Annotated in this window: 14 protein-coding genes and 1 tRNA gene; 5 read left to right on the plus strand and 10 right to left on the minus strand. The window is 43.4% G+C overall.

Features of this window, described 5'->3' with window-relative positions:
* Positions 1-3: 3 nt before the first annotated feature.
* Complete coding sequence (locus V1498_RS11750) at positions 4-1,809, minus strand: assimilatory sulfite reductase (NADPH) flavoprotein subunit (protein WP_409293848.1); 1,806 nt, start codon at positions 1,807-1,809, stop codon at positions 4-6.
* A 205-nt stretch (positions 1,810-2,014) separates the two neighbouring features.
* Here V1498_RS11750 and V1498_RS11755 point away from each other — a divergent pair, with 205 nt between their 5' ends.
* A complete protein-coding gene (locus V1498_RS11755) occupies positions 2,015-2,944 on the plus strand; it encodes a LysR family transcriptional regulator (RefSeq protein WP_409293849.1) in 930 nt (309 codons plus the stop codon).
* Here the strand turns inward: V1498_RS11755 and V1498_RS11760 are convergent.
* The 3 genes from V1498_RS11760 to V1498_RS11770 form a co-directional block, all read right to left on the minus strand.
* Positions 2,928-3,497 (minus strand): GNAT family N-acetyltransferase, encoded by a 570-nt coding sequence (locus tag V1498_RS11760; protein WP_409293850.1) that lies wholly within the window; start codon positions 3,495-3,497, stop codon positions 2,928-2,930. The two genes, V1498_RS11755 and V1498_RS11760, sit on opposite strands and share 17 nt — an antisense overlap.
* A gap of 70 nt (positions 3,498-3,567) precedes the next feature.
* On the minus strand, positions 3,568-4,605 hold the full coding sequence (locus V1498_RS11765; RefSeq protein ID WP_409293852.1) for a serine hydrolase domain-containing protein: 1,038 nt from the start codon (positions 4,603-4,605) through the stop codon (positions 3,568-3,570).
* Positions 4,606-4,806: 201 nt separating this feature from the next.
* On the minus strand, positions 4,807-6,366 hold the full coding sequence (locus V1498_RS11770; protein ID WP_409293853.1) for an acyl-CoA synthetase: 1,560 nt from the start codon (positions 6,364-6,366) through the stop codon (positions 4,807-4,809).
* A gap of 182 nt (positions 6,367-6,548) precedes the next feature.
* Here V1498_RS11770 and V1498_RS11775 point away from each other — a divergent pair, with 182 nt between their 5' ends.
* A complete protein-coding gene (locus V1498_RS11775) occupies positions 6,549-6,884 on the plus strand; it encodes a hypothetical protein (RefSeq protein ID WP_409293855.1) in 336 nt (111 codons plus the stop codon).
* Positions 6,885-7,637: 753 nt separating this feature from the next.
* Here the strand turns inward: V1498_RS11775 and V1498_RS11780 are convergent.
* The 3 genes from V1498_RS11780 to V1498_RS11790 all read right to left on the minus strand — a co-directional run bounded on the left by V1498_RS11780 (position 7,638) and on the right by V1498_RS11790 (position 11,549).
* Entirely contained in the window at positions 7,638-8,066 is a 429-nt protein-coding gene (locus V1498_RS11780) for a DUF2621 domain-containing protein (protein ID WP_409293856.1), read from the minus strand.
* Between the two features lie 542 nt (positions 8,067-8,608).
* Positions 8,609-10,342 (minus strand): glycine betaine ABC transporter substrate-binding protein, encoded by a 1,734-nt coding sequence (locus tag V1498_RS11785; RefSeq protein WP_409293857.1) that lies wholly within the window; start codon positions 10,340-10,342, stop codon positions 8,609-8,611.
* A gap of 1 nt (position 10,343) precedes the next feature.
* Positions 10,344-11,549: a glycine betaine/L-proline ABC transporter ATP-binding protein gene (locus V1498_RS11790; RefSeq protein WP_409293858.1), complete on the minus strand. Its 1,206-nt coding sequence runs from the start codon at positions 11,547-11,549 to the stop codon at positions 10,344-10,346.
* A 669-nt stretch (positions 11,550-12,218) separates the two neighbouring features.
* Between V1498_RS11790 and V1498_RS11795 the strand changes: the two genes are divergently transcribed.
* Positions 12,219-12,315, plus strand: a tRNA-Sec gene (locus tag V1498_RS11795).
* A gap of 395 nt (positions 12,316-12,710) precedes the next feature.
* Positions 12,711-13,475 carry a tyrosine-type recombinase/integrase gene (locus V1498_RS11800; RefSeq protein WP_409293860.1) on the plus strand — a complete coding sequence of 255 codons (765 nt, stop codon included), beginning with the start codon at positions 12,711-12,713 and terminating at the stop codon, positions 13,473-13,475.
* Between the two features lie 54 nt (positions 13,476-13,529).
* Here the strand turns inward: V1498_RS11800 and V1498_RS11805 are convergent, their stop codons facing one another.
* Together V1498_RS11805 and V1498_RS11810 are read right to left on the minus strand one after the other, a co-directional pair.
* The gene (locus tag V1498_RS11805; protein ID WP_409293861.1) at positions 13,530-13,784 is read right to left on the minus strand and encodes a hypothetical protein; all 255 of its coding nucleotides are present in this window, start codon (positions 13,782-13,784) and stop codon (positions 13,530-13,532) included.
* 47 nt (positions 13,785-13,831) lie between these two features.
* Entirely contained in the window at positions 13,832-14,629 is a 798-nt protein-coding gene (locus V1498_RS11810; protein WP_409293863.1) for a hypothetical protein, read from the minus strand.
* A gap of 1,058 nt (positions 14,630-15,687) precedes the next feature.
* On the opposite strand from V1498_RS11810, the gene V1498_RS11815 reads away from it, so the two are divergent.
* The gene (locus V1498_RS11815; protein ID WP_409293864.1) at positions 15,688-17,154 is read left to right on the plus strand and encodes an IS1182 family transposase; all 1,467 of its coding nucleotides are present in this window, start codon (positions 15,688-15,690) and stop codon (positions 17,152-17,154) included.
* Positions 17,155-17,295: 141 nt separating this feature from the next.
* Here V1498_RS11815 and V1498_RS11820 read toward each other — a convergent pair whose 3' ends face one another.
* Complete coding sequence (locus V1498_RS11820; protein ID WP_409293866.1) at positions 17,296-17,862, minus strand: hypothetical protein; 567 nt, start codon at positions 17,860-17,862, stop codon at positions 17,296-17,298.
* Positions 17,863-18,342 lie beyond the last annotated feature (480 nt).

An 18,342-nucleotide genomic window follows, 5' to 3' on the forward strand; every position in this document is an offset into this window, starting at 1 on the left:
AAATCAATACACATCGCGCTGATAACGCTTCTCCTGCTGCATATTTGCAAGATAGCTCTCCGCTTTTTCGGGGCTCATCCTGCCTTCTTTTGCAATTATATCAATGAGAGTCTGGTGTACATCATGGGCCATATTCTTCTCATCGCCGCACACATATACAACTGCCCCCTCTTCAAGCCAATTAAACAGTTCACTGCCAGCTTCCTGCATTCTGTGCTGGACGTACACTTTTTCCTCTGTATCACGCGAGAAAGCCACGTCCATTCTCGTTAGAATGCCTTCCTTCAGCCACTTCTGCCATTCTGTCTGATACAGAAAATCTGTCACAAAATGCTGATCTCCGAAGAAAAGCCATGACTTTCCTTCAGCACCGCGCTCCTCACGCTCCTGCATAAAGGAACGGAATGGAGCGATGCCTGTACCCGGACCCACCATGATAATCGGTGTATCATCGGACGGAAGCTTGAAGTTCTGGTTTTCCTGTATGAAAACAGGAAGCGTGTCGCCATGCTGAAGCCGCTCGGCACATAAAATTGAGCATACTCCGCTGCGGCTTCGTCCGTGAGTATCATATCGCACAGCACCAATAGTCAGGTGGACTTCCTCAGGATTCGCCTCCAGACTGCTCGCGATGGAATAGAGGCGGGCCGGCATCTTACGCAGTATATCTATCAGTTCCTGTGGAGAAACGTCCCATGGGCCATGTTGCCGCAGCAAATCTAGTAAATCACGGCCTTCCATATAAGATCTTATTTCATCATTTCCTGAAGATAGCAGGGCTTTCAGTGTTTCACCGGAAGAAAGCGCTCCAGCCTTTTCAAGCACAGGCTTTGTAAGCGCCGTGATTTCGAAATGGATAGTCAGGGCTTTTTTCAGTGCCGCTTTTTCACCCTGCTTGTTGATTACCACTTCTTCATCGGGGTTCCAGCCCATTTCGCTGAGGATCAAATCAACCAGCACCGGGTCGTTTTCAGGATAAATACCAAGCGCATCTCCCGGTGAATACGTCAGTCCTGAACCTTCAAGCGAGAGCTCCAGGTGGCGTGTTTCTTTATTGGAACCGCGGCCATTCAAATTCAGATTTTCAAGCACTTCTGCCCTGAACGGATTTGTCCGGGAATACTCTGATTCTGCCGGAACACCAAGTGGCGCGTGGGGCTGTACGGCTGTTTCTGCTGCAGAGCTGCCTTTAAGACTTTTCTTCACGCCATCAAGCCATTCCTGTGCCGGCTCATCAAAATCAAGGTCACAATCCACCCGGTCATACAGGCGCTGTGCACCTAGCTCCTCAAGCTTTTGATCAAATTCCTTACCGGTCTGACAGAATAGTTCATAGGAACTGTCACCGAGTGCGAGGACCGAATATTTCAGCTCCTCAAGCTTCGGCGCCCGCTTTCCATGCAGGAATTCATGGAAAGAGATGGCGTTATCAGGCGGATCCCCTTCCCCATGCGTACTCACAACAATCAGCAGGTTATTGAGTTTTTTCAGTGTGTTAGGCTTAAAATCATTCATGGAAGAAACGGTAACCTTAAAGCCTTCCGCTTCTAGCTGATGCTTGGATTTTTCTGCAAGGCGCTGTGCGTTGCCTGTCTGGGAGCCAAATAGGATGGTCACTTCCCTGGAGACTGCCGGTGCAGGCGCTTCAGCCTTAGCCGTCTGCGCGGCCCCGGTGCCCGTACCTGACTGGGAAGCTGTCAGATAGCCGCTCAGCCAGATTTTCTGTGTTTCAGTCAAGCTCGGCAGAAGGCGGTTAAGGAGCTCTGCCTGCTCCTCATTAAACGGGCTGTTAAATACCTGAAGTTGCAACAATATCCACCTCACAAAAGAATTCTTATCATGGGTTAAACAAATGCAGAACCGCATTTCTATTTTACCTATCAAATAAGTTGGTTTTAATTATATAAAAAATCAAAAAGTTTATCATGTATCACTTTACCGAATATGAGTTCATTAGTAAAATAAATTTTAATTATCATTACTATTAAGATTGCTGATCATTGGAGGGCGCAAGATGAATTATGACGAACTCAAAACCTTTGTGACACTGGCCGAAGTGAAAAACTTCACGAAAACAGGGGAACTTCTCCTTATGTCGCAGCCAAGCGTCTCCCTTCATATTAAGAACCTGGAGAAGGAATTCCAGACCCAGCTGTTCCAGAGGTCGCCCAAGTATCTAAAAATAACGCCAACCGGGGAAATCCTCTATGAGCGGGCCAAACGAATGATTGCTCTCTATGATCAAACCCGTGTCGATATCATGGAAAGCCAGAACATTATCAAAGGGCAGCTTAAAATCGGGGCCAGCTTCACTATCGGAGAATATATCCTTCCCTCCCTGCTGATTGATCTGCAAAAACTCTATCCCGAGCTCGAATTGCAGCTGACGATCGGCAATACGGAGGAAATTGTCGCATCCGTCAATTCCTATCAGGTGGATATCGGCCTGATAGAAGGACAGACCAACGAGAAAAGTCTTTCCGTGCATCCATTCATGCAGGATGAGCTCTTTTTGGTCACCTCTAACGATCATGTTTTAGCGGAGAAGAGTGAAGTTTTGATTACCGACCTTCAAAATCAAGCCTGGATCACAAGGGAACTGGGGTCGGGAACACGTGAATATCTGGATCATGTTTTCCGTTCCAACGGCCTGAAGGTAAAGTCCCTTCTGACCATCAGCAGCAACCAGGGAATCAAAGAATCCGTCATCCAGGGAATGGGGCTTTCCCTATTGTCGCACAGCGTGATCAGGCGTGATGTGCTGCAAAATAATTTGTCCGTCATCAACCTGCGGAATCAGCGCTTTACCCGGACTCTTTCCTATTTATATTCCCCTATTATGGAAGAAAAGAAAAATGTCCAGGCGTTTATAAAAGCCCTGCACAATAAATGGCCAGAAGACGGGACCGAGCTATCCCGTAATCCGGTCAATAGTTCCGGGTAATGGAATAAACGATATGATCCGTCCATTCTCCATGTTCATGGATGAAATTCTTCCTTACACACTCAAACTCAATACCGGCACCGAGGGCAAGCGCAATGGAGGGTTCGTTATCCAGGTTGATATGAGCTTCAATCCGGTGGAAGTCCAGCTCCCGGAACGCAAGGGCGATGGCCGCTGTTACTGCTTCTTTGCCGTAGCCCCGCTGCCAGAATTGATTATGTATGGTATAGCCGATTCGCGCCCATTGGAAAGTTCCTCTCGCAAGTGTCGAGAAGTCGACCATGCCGAGATGGACCCCTCCATCTTTGCTGAATATGCCAAAAACATGGGCGGTATCTTGCACTCCCAGCTCCTGGTGTTTCTGCACCAGGCTGCTGAACCATTCCTGTGTACAGATGCTCATATCCAGCCTTCCAGGGTCATGTCTGTTCAGTGAGGGCTGCCGGCTTGAGAATGACTCCAGCCAGTTCCAATAATCCTTATCCTGGAGCGGTCTGATGACTAAACGTTCTGTTTCAATGCTGGCAGAAAACTCTTTTTCCAGTAGAGCCAATTTTTTTCCTCCTACGATTTGCATTCAGGAAGATTATACCACCATTGCATCGGCTTATCATTTAACAATATTAAAGATTGTAATAGTTATAAATGTCGCCTATTATACCCTCCAGCTGGTGTACCCCTAAATCAGTATTTGTCATGACAACAATCCCCCTCCCTGTAGAAGGGCAGGCTGCCATCAAACATTGAAATCCCAGTCCCCAGCCAAGAGAGGATACTTCTACTTCTCTGTCTGGACCATCCAGGAATACCCCCAGACCAGTCCAGGGCCTACAGCCCTGCGGACTTATCATTTCTTGTATCATGCGGGCAGAGATTCCGAGCTTACTTTTGTTCTGTAGGGCATCCATGACTTCAAGCACTAGAAGTGAGAGGTCAGAAGCAGCAGTCCACAGTCCGGATGCCGCGGGATAAGGATATATGGGATAATCCCCTTCTACTGCCCCGCCATTTCTGTTGTGACCGGCAGCAACATCCTCTTGCAGCCCTTCAGATATATGACGTAAAAACAAGCTGTTTTTCATATGTAATGGCTGGAATATCAGCTCACTTGCAATTTCTTCAAAGGGTTTCTTGGTCACATCCTCTATTACCTGCTGAATGATACAATATCCCCCGTCTGAGTAGTGAAAGCTGCTTTCTGGTTCGTATTTCATCTTAATTGGTTCTTTGCAATATGGTGTTGCTCCGGTTAATATTTCTGCCATGGAAGGGAAGCCTTTGCCTGGGATTAGTTCCATAAAGCTTCCTTCAGGATCTATAATCCCAGATTGATGGCTCAGCAGGTTTCGCAGGGTTATGAATTTATCTTTTGATAAATCGGCATGGGGGACTCTCCATGTGGTCAGTCTTTTGTTTACATCCTCATCCAAATCGAGAACTCCCTGCTCTGTTAATATCAGTACAACCATGGAGGTTAAAAACTTACTGATTGAACAAGCATTAAAAATCGTGGTATGGTCCACTTTTAAGTGAGTTCCTGCCTTTATCAGCCCATAATTTTCAATAGAGCTGATGTTACCATTATTGATTAAAGAAACGCTAAGCCCCATTACATTATGATGGTTCATTCGCTTTTCTATATTTAAAGATGTTTGATCCATCGTACTCCCCCTGTTTTTGAGAACACCTTTTCTCCCCTATATTCATTCTTTAGCATGATAGGGAGTATTGGCATTAACCATTGCTTTGCAAGTAGGTGCATAAAACATTTTTGATTTATAGTTTATATACTAGAACAAATGTTCTAAATATTCAAGAAACAATTAACAAAAAAAGAGGGCCTGATTTCAGCCCTCCCTCTCTTATCTATTACGCAGAATATTACGGCGGATTTTCCCGGAGTCCGTTTTTGGCAAGTGCTCGGCAAATTCGATCTTCCGTGGATACTTATACGGTGCCGTCAGATTTTTGACAAACTGCTGGAGTTCTTTTATTAAATCCTCAGTACCCTCCACTCCCTCTTTTGTGACGACGAAGGCTTTCACTATATTCCCGCGCACTTCATCCGGAAAGGCGACAACGGCACATTCTTTTACAGCGTCATGCTTCATGAGCGCGTCTTCTACTTCAAAGGGGCCGATGGTATAGCCGGAGCTGATGATCACATCATCGTTCCTTCCCTGGAACCAGAAGTAATGATCTTCATCCTTCGTAGCCTGATCTCCTGTCAGGAAGTAATTTCCTGCAATTGCTGCCTCTGTTTTCTCCTGATCCTTGTAATAGCCTTTGAAAAGAGCAGGAAAATCCTTTCGGATCGCGATCGTTCCTGCTGTATTCGGGGGCAGCGGCTGCCCGCTTTCATCGACGATTTCAATATAATCCTGCATCAGCGGCTTGCCCATTGAGCCTATTTTGCTTTCATCATCCTCAAGGCCTGCGATCAGGAGCGTGCTTTCTGTCTGGCCGTAGCCGTCGCGGATCCTGATCTGGAACTGGCGCTTGAATACATCGATCACTTCGCGGTTCAGAGCTTCTCCGGCGGATACAGCTGTATGCAAGTTTGAAAGTGAAAATTCCCCGATGGTATCAAGTTTTGCCATCATTCTGTACTCAGTCGGCGTGCAGCATAAAACATTGATAGAGTTTTCTTCAAGCAGCTCTAGATACCGGTGAGGCTGGAAACGGCCGTTATACACAAAGCCTGTCGCCCCTGAACCAAGGATGGATAAAAACGGGCTCCACACCCATTTCTGCCAGCCAGGCGCAGCCGTTGCCCAGACCATGTCGTTCTCCCCGATATTCAGCCATTTGGAAGCGGCAGTCCTTAGATGGGCAAACCCCCATCCATGGCTGTGGACCACTCCTTTCGGCATTCCGGAGGTACCCGAGGTATACGCGAGGAATGCATAATCATCTCTATGTATGGCAGGAGCTGTAAAGGACTCCTCCTGCTGTTCCATGATTTGTTCAAGAGAGTCCCAGCCGGGTTTGTCTCCGCCAAACGCAAGACGAAATCGAAGTGAAGGAAGCTCCCCCACAATTGAATCGAATTCCGTTGTGAATGGACCATAACTGATGACCGCTGCTGCCTCCGAATGAATGATACGATGGGCAAGATCCTTTGCACGCAGGAGCTCTGATGCTGGACTTATCACTATGCCCGCTTTCAGGCACCCCAGATAAATGATATAAGCTTCGATGAGCCGTGGAGTCATGACAATGACTCTATCCCCTTTTTGGAGGCCGAGCTGCTGCAGAGCGTTCGCCAATTGATTTGCTTTACTGATCAGTCCCGAATAGCTTATCGTTTTTCTTTTACCCGCTTCATTTAGCCAGATCAGCGCATTCTTATCTGACTTGTGACGTTCAATTTCATCTGCAATATTGTAGTATTCTGGTGCTGTCAATGTTTTACTTTCCAAGAAACTCTACCTCTATTCTTTTAAATGGTTAATAATCAAAAAACTAATGGGTGTATTATATCAACTACTATTATGACTTGGTACTAATTTGCTCATTTCATTGCTTTTTACATTACTTTTACAAAATCATCCATTTTCCTTTAAAAAGATAAGTTACCTTAAAGCTGAAGGGAGCTGATGGAATGGCAGACGAAAAATTGGCCATGCTGCTGAAGCTGAGGAACGGTCTAGAGGACCAGATTAGGCACATCCAAAGGGACGAGTATACGTATACTGAAAGAATTGCCGACTTAAAAGGTCAGTACAAAGCATGTGAAAGCATGAAAGGTCTTGTGAATAGAAAAGAAATTCTTGAAGTAATCCTTCACTCTATAAATCATGAAGAATTGCAGCTTGAACAATTGCTGAATTATAAAAGGCAGCATGAAGAACATCTAAATCAGCAGCTGTACCGAACCTGCAAATCCATGGCCGCATTAGCAAGCCGGCACCCGTTCGGCCATTACTGCCTGGCATAATAAAGGATAGACGGAGCAACTGCAGCTCCCTCGATTCTTTTTTGTAAGTATGGCTCTTCTGTAACGGCTTGATCCACACTTATACAACAGCAGGCAGAATTTCATAAATGCACCTGCTTATATCATTTACCTAAATAGCAGCGTCTACCCGGGAACCACCTATGGTTCAAGCATTACTACCCATCAAAACACCGCTTTTGCCGATTATTTCAACTACTTTAGGTGATACTTTTACACAGAGCAACCATACTTTGGGCGAACAGGTGAATCTCGAAGCTTTTTCCTGCGGAATAGAGGCTTATGTGACCGCATCCATTTGGATACAGCGGATGTAATTCTTTCATGTCATTTTGGAGATGGACGAGCCTTGGGCTGGCCTGGTAATCGGATCATCTTTCTCATAGAGGAAGACGTCATCAACTTTGCTAAATTAAATGAAATACAGATTCAAGATAACATTCTGATTCATCAAGCTGACTGGCTGTATACATCGACTACACCTTTATAGGCATAACATCACCATTCCAGCTCCAGGCCAAAAACAGATCCTGGGCAATTACTTCAGCTATGCCCGGCAATGGGGATCAGGAACCGATACTGCTGCTTCAGGTTTTCCGGCTGGAAACAGCATAAACGCCCCTCCTGGATCGAATCTGTCTTATATATATAGGCAGATTTTTTTCATTAACTCTTATAAGGACGCAGAAAAAAAAGCCCGCAGAGCATCTTACTGCCTGCAGGCTTCCCGGGTGATCACTGAAACAAATGCTGATATGGCGCCACATCCACTTGTCTCTGATTCAATTTTTTCAATAGAAACTTATGATCACGCTTTGGAGTCGCCATGATATATCCACGGATAATCAAGTCTTCCGTAATGCGCTTTGCTTTCTCCTGTATTGCAAGCTCCCCGATCTTACCGGCAATCTTTTGGCGCGCAACATCACGGAACAGCTCAGGCACCGGGCTCACGAGATCTTCCAGCAGATCCTTTTCCTTCTGTTTCCAGAGGCTTCTCGTCTCTCTTACATAATGCTCTTCCCAATCAAGAATGGAACGTCCATCTTCCTTGGGAAGGCGCTTTAAAAACTTCCGGAACATAAAGAAGCCGCCGATCGAAAACAGCCCGACCAATAAAACGACCCAAAACAGGATAAACCATAAAAACCAACCTTGCAGCAAAAAGTCCACCCCAGTTTTTCATAAAATTATACTTCTATTATAGCGAGCTCTATATGACAATTACAAGAGTAATAAAGTTAATGGGCTGTTGATGAATGGAGTAAAAACCAAGGTCTCTAACAGAAGAAAGAAACTATATTTGAAAAGCTTTTTCTCCCCCTGCTTTACTATTTTATTATGGGGTGGATGGGCAGCAGGTGCGCTGCCCGGTCCTCAAAACCGCTCAACGAAACTACGTATTAGAATACGATTACAATCAGCATTACACTGACTGAAAACTCCCCCATTTAGAGGGTGAATTCGACAATTAGAACCATATCCCCTTCTCCATGATAATGCTTCGAATATTCACTTTTTTAATTAATTTGTATTTTTATAGAATTAAAATGAAAAGTTTCTGAACAAAGTACTATTATACCGAGTCAGGCACCCTTGTGAAATCCATAACTTTTTATCAAAAAAAAAAGACTGTCAGCCCGCCATAAAATCGGCTTGAACTGACAGTCTGCATATGATTATCTTTTTCGAAAGTCCCTGGCAGTTTATTTCTTCAGGTCTTCTATAGAATCAATCTCCATATATTCCGGAACCACGATTCCTAATTTGGTGCCTTTTAAATTTGGCCCCAGGTCGACAAATTGATTGCCATATTTCTTCATGTAATCCTGATGTGTAGTTGGAAGCCATGCGGCTACCAGACCATCCGCACTTCCATTGGCCACTCCAGTGAACATAGGTCCCGCTTCTACCTGCTTAAGCGTTACATCATAACCCTGGCTTTCCAGGACGGCGCCGATGACGTTTGTGCTTGCCACTTCAGATTCCCATGAAACATAAACCAGGCTTACTTTCTCGCCATTACCTTTCACTGAGCCAGCCGTCCATTTTTTCACTTCATCTTTATGGCGGTCCATCCATTTGCCGGCAGCATCAGCAGGCTTCATGCCTTCCTGGATATCACTCATCACTTCTTCCATATCCTTTGCCTGCCAGAAGAATTGATCCAGGATCTTGAAAGCGCCAGGATTGTCCTCTTTAAATCCTTTTCTGACCACAGTATGGATGTTTTCATCTTTACCAAAAGAGCCTTTTGGGTCTTTTAAATATTTCAGCTTATATTTGGAGAACATCCAGTGGGGGGTCCATCCAGTGACTATGATTGGTTCTTTCTGGTCATAAGCCTTCTTCAGTTCTGCTGTCATAGCAGCGGAAGATCCTTCGACCAGTGTCCAATCCTCCTGCAGGCCGTAATCCTTCAAAGCTTGTTTAGCTGACTTCATCAACCCTGCACCAGGGTCGATGCCGACAATTTTATAATCAACCTGTCCCCCAATTGAGTTTGCAGCACCTTTATCGGCACCTTCACCCCTGACCGATACAGTAAACATGGAACCTATAAGGAGAATGATCAATGTTCCATACGCATATTTCTTCGGTACAATGCGGCTGTATGCCGGTTTCCGGAGATTTTGGGAAATTCGGTCTAAAATAATGGCAATGATAACGATAGCGAGCCCTGCCACAAATCCTCCGCCAACTTGTACTTGAGTGACAGCCCTGTAAACCTCTGCACCCAGTCCGGGAGCTCCAACCAGGGAGGCGATAACCACCATGGATAATGCGAGCATGATGCTCTGGTTCACACCTGCTAAAATGGTGGGGGTCGCCAGTGGGAGCTGAAGTGAAAACAGCCTTTGTGAAGTAGTAGAACCAAAAGCATCAGCAGCTTCTATTAAATCGCCCGGCACTTCTCGAATGCCCAGGTTAGTAAGCCGGATTGTCGGCGGAACAGCAAAAATGACTGAAGCAATAATACCCGGTACCACTCCTATACCGAAGAACAGGATTGCTGGAATCAGGTATACGAACCCAGGCATTGTCTGCATAAAGTCAAGGATCGGTGTTATGGCACGCCGGACCCTGTCATTTTGTGAAGCCCATACTCCAATCGGAATACCGATCACAACCGTAATAATCACTGATGAAAGAACAAGGGCAAGCGTATTTACAGCTGCATCCCAAAGTCCCAGATTTTCTATCAATAGTAAACCAACTAATGTAACGATGCCGACAGTCCAGCGGCTGGTGTAAAATGCCAGCAATGAAATGATGATAATTAATGCCAGCGGAGGTCCAAGTTCCAATACTTTCACCAAATTATCAATAAAACCTTCTGTAATGGCAGATATACCGCTGAATAGTCCCTCGAAGTGAGTAATGATCCAGCTGATGGCTATATCTACCCAATGAGCGAGCGGCAATTGAGGAAGACCCATTTTATTCAGCCTCCCTAATATTTATATCTTCTTTGTTTCCTGCAAGTGCTCCTATAACAGCACCGCGGACAATTACACCCTTTAAGCGGTTTTCCTTATCGGTGACTGCGACGGGGTATATGGACTGAGAAAGGGCCTCGATCACATCAAATAAAAGTGTGTCCTCAGAGACAGTTACTATATCTCTGTCCATAACATCCTCTACAGTTTTATTTTCGGTCATTGCCTTTGACGCGTTTTCAGCGCTGATGGCGCCTAACAGTTTTTGTTTGCGGTCTACAATAAATATACTGGAGTACCCTTGAGCTTTCATGATTTGAAGCGCAACCCGCGGCCCGCGGTCAGGAGTCATTCTTTCAGCACGCTTAAGAACATGAGATGCCTGAAGTACTTTTGATAAATCCACATCTTCCACGAATCTTTCTACATAACTATTCGCCGGGTTCATCATGATTTCTTCCGGAGAGCCCACTTGTATTACATTGCCGTCCTTCATGAGTGCAATCCGGTCACCTATACGGAGAGCTTCATCAAGATCATGTGTAATGAAAATGATCGTTTTCTTCAATGTTTCCTGAAGCTCAAGCAATTCATCCTGCATGTCTTTACGGATAAGGGGATCAAGAGCACTGAATGCCTCATCCATTAACAAAATATCGGTATCGCTTGCCAGCGCCCTGGCGAGTCCGACCCTTTGCTGCATGCCGCCGCTAAGCTGTGAAGGGAACTGGTGCTCATACCCCTTCAAGCCAACAACTGAAAGTGACTCCATTGCCTTTTCTCTTCTTTCTTCTGCTGGGACGTTTTTTAAGGCAAGTCCGTATTCAGTATTTTCAAGTACTGTTTTATGGGGAAATAGTGCGAAGTTCTGGAAAACCATGCTGATTTTGTTTCTTCTGACTTCTCTTAGCTGAGGAACAGTCATTTTTACAATGTCCCTGCCATCTATGAGAATCTGTCCCATGGTTGGATCAATCAGCCGGTTGAGCATCCTGATGAGCGTTGATTTTCCGCTGCCGGATAATCCCATAACCACGAAGATTTCGCCAGGATACACCTCCAGATTGGCCTTATTGACACCTACAGTTAAGCCAGTCTCTTTCAGGATTTCCTTTTTGGAATATCCTTTTTCTAATAATTGAATAGCATTCTTTGGGGATTTCCCGAACACTTTTGTTACATTTTTTAATTCAACTTTCGGTTTCATCCTACCACCTCTTAATTTTCTAGCCTGTCAGCAATTATTTTTCAGGTATTTCTTATTCTGCTTCCTTCCAGGAATTCCAATACCCTAAAATGCATGTTTTCAAGTATATAGAATTAAATCGCCTTAATGCAAATGATAAGGGTCTCCTGTTCATGGCAGAAAAACCTTCCATTGATTAGAAGACTCTGCTTACTAGCAAGCAGGACCTGCTTCAAACGAATGATGAGACAGGAAATGAAGGCAATGCTTTGCTTTTTATTTAAATAAAAAAGACAGCCATAGGCCATCTCAGTTGGTTAATATATTTTGTTTTAGCTTTTAACATCACGTCAGATGCGAATAAGTCCGAATAAGCAAATAATATTCTGCTTATTTCACATTCATTTAACTTCAAAATAGCCTTTATACCTAAGCTAGCGTATAAAACTGTTAGATGTGCCATCATTTCATTCCAAGATGACGTATAAGAGGGCCCCATAACAATCCTGTTCCTTTAATAAGATTTACAAGGTGCTTTGAAAACCAATCTTTGTTTTGATGAAACAATACTTGATTAAAAGCAATATTTCCGCTATTATGATATGTGCCCTACTATATTGAATTCGTTTAAAAGGTAGTTAAAATACGTTGAGTTATATGCTTGAAACGTTGATATAGGTGCGTCTATACGGGGCCGGAAGGGCAGCTGGTGCGCTCCCCGGTCTTCAAAACCGTGTGAGAGGCGCGTGTCGTCTCTGGTGGGTTCGATTCCCACACGGTCCCGCCAAATTTGTTCTTATTCTCGCAGGGTTGACGTTCATTTTATCGGTGATTTTTGCCGGTGATTTGAACGCTGATTTTGGCGAATTACTTGCTCGGTCTCCGAGCGGTCTAATGAAAGACCGTACAAGACTGCGATATAAAACCGAATTAGACTTATCGCAAAACCGTCCGTTACGAATTATTCGAAGGGCGGTTTTTTATTACGCGGAAAACAGTTAGGAAGTACAAACGCGAGGCAGCGCCGGTCGCACCGTTCGAAACTCTCTCAATGAGCGAAATGTTCGAGCAGTTTATGCTATTAAAGAAGGCGGACGGACTATCGCGCCGCACCATTAAAGAATACTACGTTCCCACGAATATCTATTGCGATACCTGGGCGGTGATATACCTGCGGAAGAAATGACAACGGAACTTTTCTGCGGTTGGATTGCGTTCATGCTAGAAGATATGGAGCTGGCGCCCGCAACCGTAAATATTCGAGTTAGGACCGTCCGGGCATTCCTCCGGTATGCTTACGAGGACAAAGGGTGGATTGCTGAGCCGGTTCATAAGCGGTTTAAGCCGGTCAATGCCCCGATTGACAACGTTGAGGCATTTACGCCGGATGAAGTTAAGAATTTGTTCGCAAGCATTGACGATGATACCTATACCGGCTTCCGAACGAAGGTTATCGCCTTTGTACTATTGGATACGATGGTCCGGGTCGCCGAGCTGGTCGAAATGAAGCGCACCAACCTCGATATGAAAGCCGGCACTATAATGCTCGTCGAAGCAACCGAAACCAAGACACGTATCACCAGGACGGTGCCTCTTTCTCCTAAGACATTGCGAATACTTAATGAGTACCTGGCGGAGACGGCCGACTTTGACAGCGAGTACCTCTTTTTATCATACGAAGGCAAGCCGATAACTCCCGCCACGGGCCGCGATAACTTAGCTTTATACGGCAAGGTGGCCGGAATAAAGGATAAACGGGTATCGCCTTATACTTTCCGGCATACTGCTGCGCTCTTTTATATACTTAACGGCGGAGATCCGTTTAGCTTGCAAAAAATACTCGGCCATTCGCATATGAACATGGTCAGGCGATATATACAGATGAGCAATATATATATTAAAACACAGCATCATGTTTTCTCGCCGTTAAATTACGTATATAAATAAAATTTAAACAAATAGAAGAGGCAACTTTAAAGGTTGCCTCTTGTTTCAAATAAATTAAGCTAAAACTGGCCTGGGCTGAAGTAACTTATCAATCCAATACTTTGGAGGGTAATGCATTACTAAATCAGCATCAGTTTCCATTAGGTCCAAATATGCTGTTTTTTCCACAAGCATTTCCAGTGCTATAGCTTTATCAATACCGTACAAACTTTGTATCTGTATAACTACTCTTTTGGTATATTTAAGTTCTAACCCTTCTAGTTCTAAGTTCACTTTTACACGTTTTTTACATTTTTCTAAAAAAAACATAAGTTCAATATGTTATTGAACTTATGACTTGCAAGCCACATTATTATTTAAATACCGTACATTGACGCTGATGATTTAACATCATAATAAATCGAAGTTCTAAGTAGCTTGTCTTGAGTTTCATCTGTATATGCGCTTATATATTGATCAACCATGTAATATTTATAGCGGTCTGAGTATGATTTAACTAGCTTGGTAATAGCATATTTAGGAACCGTAGCAGCACTCAAAGTTGCTGCAATTGTTGTAGCTCCTGCAGTTGCAACTTCTTTCCCTCTTTGACCCATATTCATGCTTAATCTACTAGCAAGCACACCAACTGTAGAGATGACTGCAGTTCTTATAAACGCTGATTGAGCTGTTTTATTGAATGGATCCCTAAATTCTGCAACTACTGTACCCCCTCCTGGATTTTCTTCAACATATCCTGGACCACTCACGGATAAGTTAGAAGACCCTTTATCCAGCACAACTACGGATTGGGTATTAATCTGTTTTTCTAATAACTCTTGTTGTTCTAAAATATGTAAATTTGCTTTTTGGAGCATTTCATCTGTTATTTCATAAACAGAATTATCCATTATAATTTCAGCAATAACTCCATTGATTTCAACTTCCGTTGTAGAAACTTTTATACCGTCATAATTTTTTACTTTGTATTTCATCTTATTTCTTAATATTTTCAATTCATCTTTTGAAAGTTCCTTGTTAGATTTAACATAAAAGTTATACTCTTGTTTTTTGATTGGTTCTGAGGTGGATCCTTCTTTGGCAAATGCGGCTGAAACAGGCAAGACAAGTGACATGGACATGAGCGACAAAGCAATTTTTTTCATTAAATTCATCAATATCCCTCCATTTTTTTACATTTTGTTCAACCTTATTATTACAAATTTTGTAATAGTCTAACAATAGGACAAAAGAACTCTTTTCCAAATATTAACATAAATGTAATTTACCTATTTACTAAAAAGGAAAATGTGCTAAAATGATAAGTAAAGGAAGGTGCTAGATGTGGAAAATATAAAAAAGCAACATACTGTGAACTTTTTTATCTTAATTAGTGCTTTAACCATAATTTCAATGTTTTTAGGCTCCTTATCACATACTTTCATACAAATAATTATTACTATAGCCAGTTTACTAGCCATTATTATTTTGTTTTTTCATAAAATCCAAGCTTTACTTGGCAAAATTACTGGTAAATATGGGTCGAAACAGATGAACGATTGGCTTTTTTATATTTTATATTTACTTGTAATATTTAGTGGAAGTATGCTTATGTTTTAAAATACCAATCTCACCTTCTGGTGGGGTTTTTCATTTTAACAGGTAATTTATGGATGACCTTTCTCCCCCCAGTGGCTCTCTTCAATCATCGGTGTATATTATAATATGTCCTTCTACAAAACCGTCATTGATCGTTATTTCATATTCGAGAGGTATTTCTTCAACTGTTTCAATTGCTAAATTGACACTTATTTTCAGCGTCATCAATGGGTTGACTTGTTTCAAGCTGCAGGTAATACGCAAGGTGGATCTAAAGGCAAAGAGCGAAGATTTCTTCGATATGTAAACACAAAAAAAGCCCCGGCATAATACGAGGGCACTGAAAAAGTCCTTAAAGGATAGCTTTGTTAAATTGGACGGTTGATTTCCACTCCAGGATGCTACGCTTTCCGCGGGGCGTGCGGTGAGCCTCCTCAGCGCTATAGCGCCTGCGGGGTCTCACCTGTCCCGCTAATCCCGCAGGAGTCTCCGCACCTTCCGTTCCAATCAACCTAGTGCTACTGAACCTATATTTTAGACAAACTATAAGCCGTCCAAATTCCTGACTTTTTTAAGGGATTCGGGCGGTTTTTATTTTATAATAAAGGTAATCTATTCGAAATGGGTGGTTCCAATGATGCCAATGCAACAATCAATCAAACTAAGTCCTTATATGGGTCTCTATGACCTTATCGTGCCAAAGGATAATATGTTGCGCCAGATTAATGATCTGGTCGACTTTACCTTTGTTTACGAAGAGCTCCAGGATAAGTATTGCCTTGATAATGGCCGGAACGCAATCGACCCGATCCGAATGTTCAAATACCTATTATTAAAAACCATCCATGACCTTTCGGACATGGATATTATTGAGCGTTCCAAATACGATATGTCCTTCAAATATTTCCTGGACATGACTCCAGAAGAGGAAGTTATAAACCCGAGCTCCCTGACCAAATTCCGTAAATTGAGGTTAAAGGATAGCAACCTCCTGGATTTGCTTATTAATAAAACGGTAGAGATTGCCTTAGAAAAAGAGATTATCAAAAGCAATTCCATTATCGTCGATGCCACTCATACAAAAGCCCGTTATAATCAGATGAAACCGAAGGAAGTTCTGATGGAGCGCTCCAAGAAGCTGAGGAAGGCGATTTACCAAATCGATGAATCCATGAAGTCCAAATTCCCTCCCAAGAAAAAAACGGATGTGTTGGAGGATGAAATTACTTATTCACAAAAACTTATTGAAGTGATCGAAAAGGAAGAGACAATAGTCCATTATCCGGCCGTTAAGGAACAGCTGAACCTATTGAAAGAGACAGTCTCAGATGACTTGGAACAGCTCCAATGTTCAAAGGATCAGGATGCGAAGGTGGGACACAAGACAGCAGATACTTCATTCTTTGGATATAAGACCCACCTGGCGATGAGCGAGGAACGAATTATCACGGCAGCTGTGATTACGACAGGCGACAAAAATGATGGCAAGCAACTTCATACTCTTATTGAGAAAAGCAAAGAAGCTGGTATGAAGATTGAAACGGTGATTGGCGATACGGCATATTCAGAAAAAGAGAATATTATCTATAGCAAGACAAACGAAATTGAATTGATTGCCAAATTGAATCCAAATATTACCCAAGGCACTCGTAGTAAGGAAAATGAATTTGAATTCAATAAGGACGCTGGGATGTATGTATGTAAAGGAGGACACCTCGCAATCAGGAAGGCTCGACAAGGGAAGAAACATACGGACAGTAACGGCAGGAACCAGGTAGATACCTATTATTTTGATATTGAAAAATGCAAGCGTTGCCCGTTAAGGGAAGGTTGTTATAAAGAAGGAGCGAAAAGCAAGACGTATTCTGTTTCGTTGAAGTCACCTGAACACTCTGATCAGGCAGTGTTTCAGGAAAGTGAGTACTTCAAAGAGAAATCAAAAGAACGGTATAAAATAGAGGCGAAGAATAGCGAATTGAAACACAGGCACGGGTATGATGTAGCCACATCCTCGGGTCTGATTGGCATGGAAATGCAAGGTGCCATGGCCATATTTACAGTCAATTTAAAAAGAATTCTAAAACTGATGGTACAAAAATAAAAGCAAAAAGAGAAAAAAACAGAAAAAGAACCGATTCACTTCCAAAAACATGGAAGTGAATCGGTTTTTTTCGTTTGGATTCTTTAGAAAATCTAAAAAATTGGAAGATTTTCAGTGGCCTCCATAATACCGAGGCTCTTTTCATTCCCATTCATTGGGATATATCGCAATATTACTTTCAGCAAACCGATCATCGAACGTTATTTCATATCCGATTGGTCTTTCCTCCACGACAGCGTTTGTTAAGTCTACTCCTAAGCCCGCCTTTACATCGCCTAAGGTTGCCTCCGTTTCAAGTTGCAGGCTGGCGAGTTTTCCTTCGAAAAATATAGCTGAGGCATAATCGAAGTAACCGCCCTCCCTATACTGAATATAGTCCGCATTAACCTTTGATCCGTCGCTTAACTGAAAGACCCCTTTTGGATAGGATTCCATATCGGGATCCCGCTCGAATTTCGTATCAAACTCCGCAAATGTAATTTCCGTCTTTTGAGGTGCGGCCGGCTTTGGCGCCGGCTTCTCTTCATCCTTCACCTGAACTTTCGCTAGCTCCTCTTTCTTTGGAGTTTCCTCCTTTGCTGGCGCCTTGGCTTCTACCGTTGGCTCCGGCTTATCTGGCGGATCTGTCGATATGTCAATTATCATCGTAACAATTCCGACAATCGCAAACGCAAATACAATCGCACCCACAGCTCGTAAAACTTTCACGATTCTACCGCCCCCTTTTCCATTAATTGTATACGATAGACACACGAAAAAGATATAGCGAAAATACGACAAACCCTTGCCAGGCTTGCGTTTGAGCTTCGTCAAACTATCGTTTAAAAACTGAAATGATTTTTTTGGTGCGCGGATTTAAGAGGCACTAATAGAAGAAAAATAGAGGGGGTGGCCCCCGGGGTGGGGCCCCTTCCGGAATGAGCAGCGGTGTTACTCCGTGCATATTTCTGTATGACGTATGCATCGTTAGTTTACATAATCAAAACTATAGGAAGTTAGCGGATTGTGAATCGCATGGGGCGCAAGGGCTGTGGACTGCACCGTTTTTATCCGTTATGAATGTGGTTTCTGGCGCTCCACCTGCGCTTTAGTCCGCTAACATCTTGCATACGAAAATATAGCGACGATCCTGCGCAGGGCTGAAAAAATTCGAGGGGTCATTCGTCCGAGGGCCGCAGCGAGTGAAAT

It is taken from the genome of Paraperibacillus marinus, assembly GCF_046237605.1.
GTDB classification, from domain to species: Bacteria; Bacillota; Bacilli; order Bacillales; family DSM-1321; genus Paraperibacillus; species Paraperibacillus marinus.

Excerpts from the sequence above, each read along its gene's own strand:
- V1498_RS11785 (WP_409293857.1), bottom strand. The coding sequence starts at position 10,342 with ATGGGTCTTCCTCAATTGCCGCTCGCTCATTGGGTAGATATAGCCATC.
- V1498_RS11775 (WP_409293855.1), top strand. The coding sequence starts at position 6,549 with ATGGCAGACGAAAAATTGGCCATGCTGCTGAAGCTGAGGAACGGTCTA.
- V1498_RS11790 (WP_409293858.1), bottom strand. The coding sequence starts at position 11,549 with ATGAAACCGAAAGTTGAATTAAAAAATGTAACAAAAGTGTTCGGGAAA.
- V1498_RS11810 (WP_409293863.1), bottom strand. The coding sequence starts at position 14,629 with ATGAATTTAATGAAAAAAATTGCTTTGTCGCTCATGTCCATGTCACTT.
- V1498_RS11800 (WP_409293860.1), top strand. The coding sequence starts at position 12,711 with ATGACAACGGAACTTTTCTGCGGTTGGATTGCGTTCATGCTAGAAGAT.
- V1498_RS11765 (WP_409293852.1), bottom strand. The coding sequence starts at position 4,605 with ATGGATCAAACATCTTTAAATATAGAAAAGCGAATGAACCATCATAAT.
- V1498_RS11805 (WP_409293861.1), bottom strand. The coding sequence starts at position 13,784 with ATGTTTTTTTTAGAAAAATGTAAAAAACGTGTAAAAGTGAACTTAGAA.
- V1498_RS11815 (WP_409293864.1), top strand. The coding sequence starts at position 15,688 with ATGATGCCAATGCAACAATCAATCAAACTAAGTCCTTATATGGGTCTC.
- V1498_RS11755 (WP_409293849.1), top strand. The coding sequence starts at position 2,015 with ATGAATTATGACGAACTCAAAACCTTTGTGACACTGGCCGAAGTGAAA.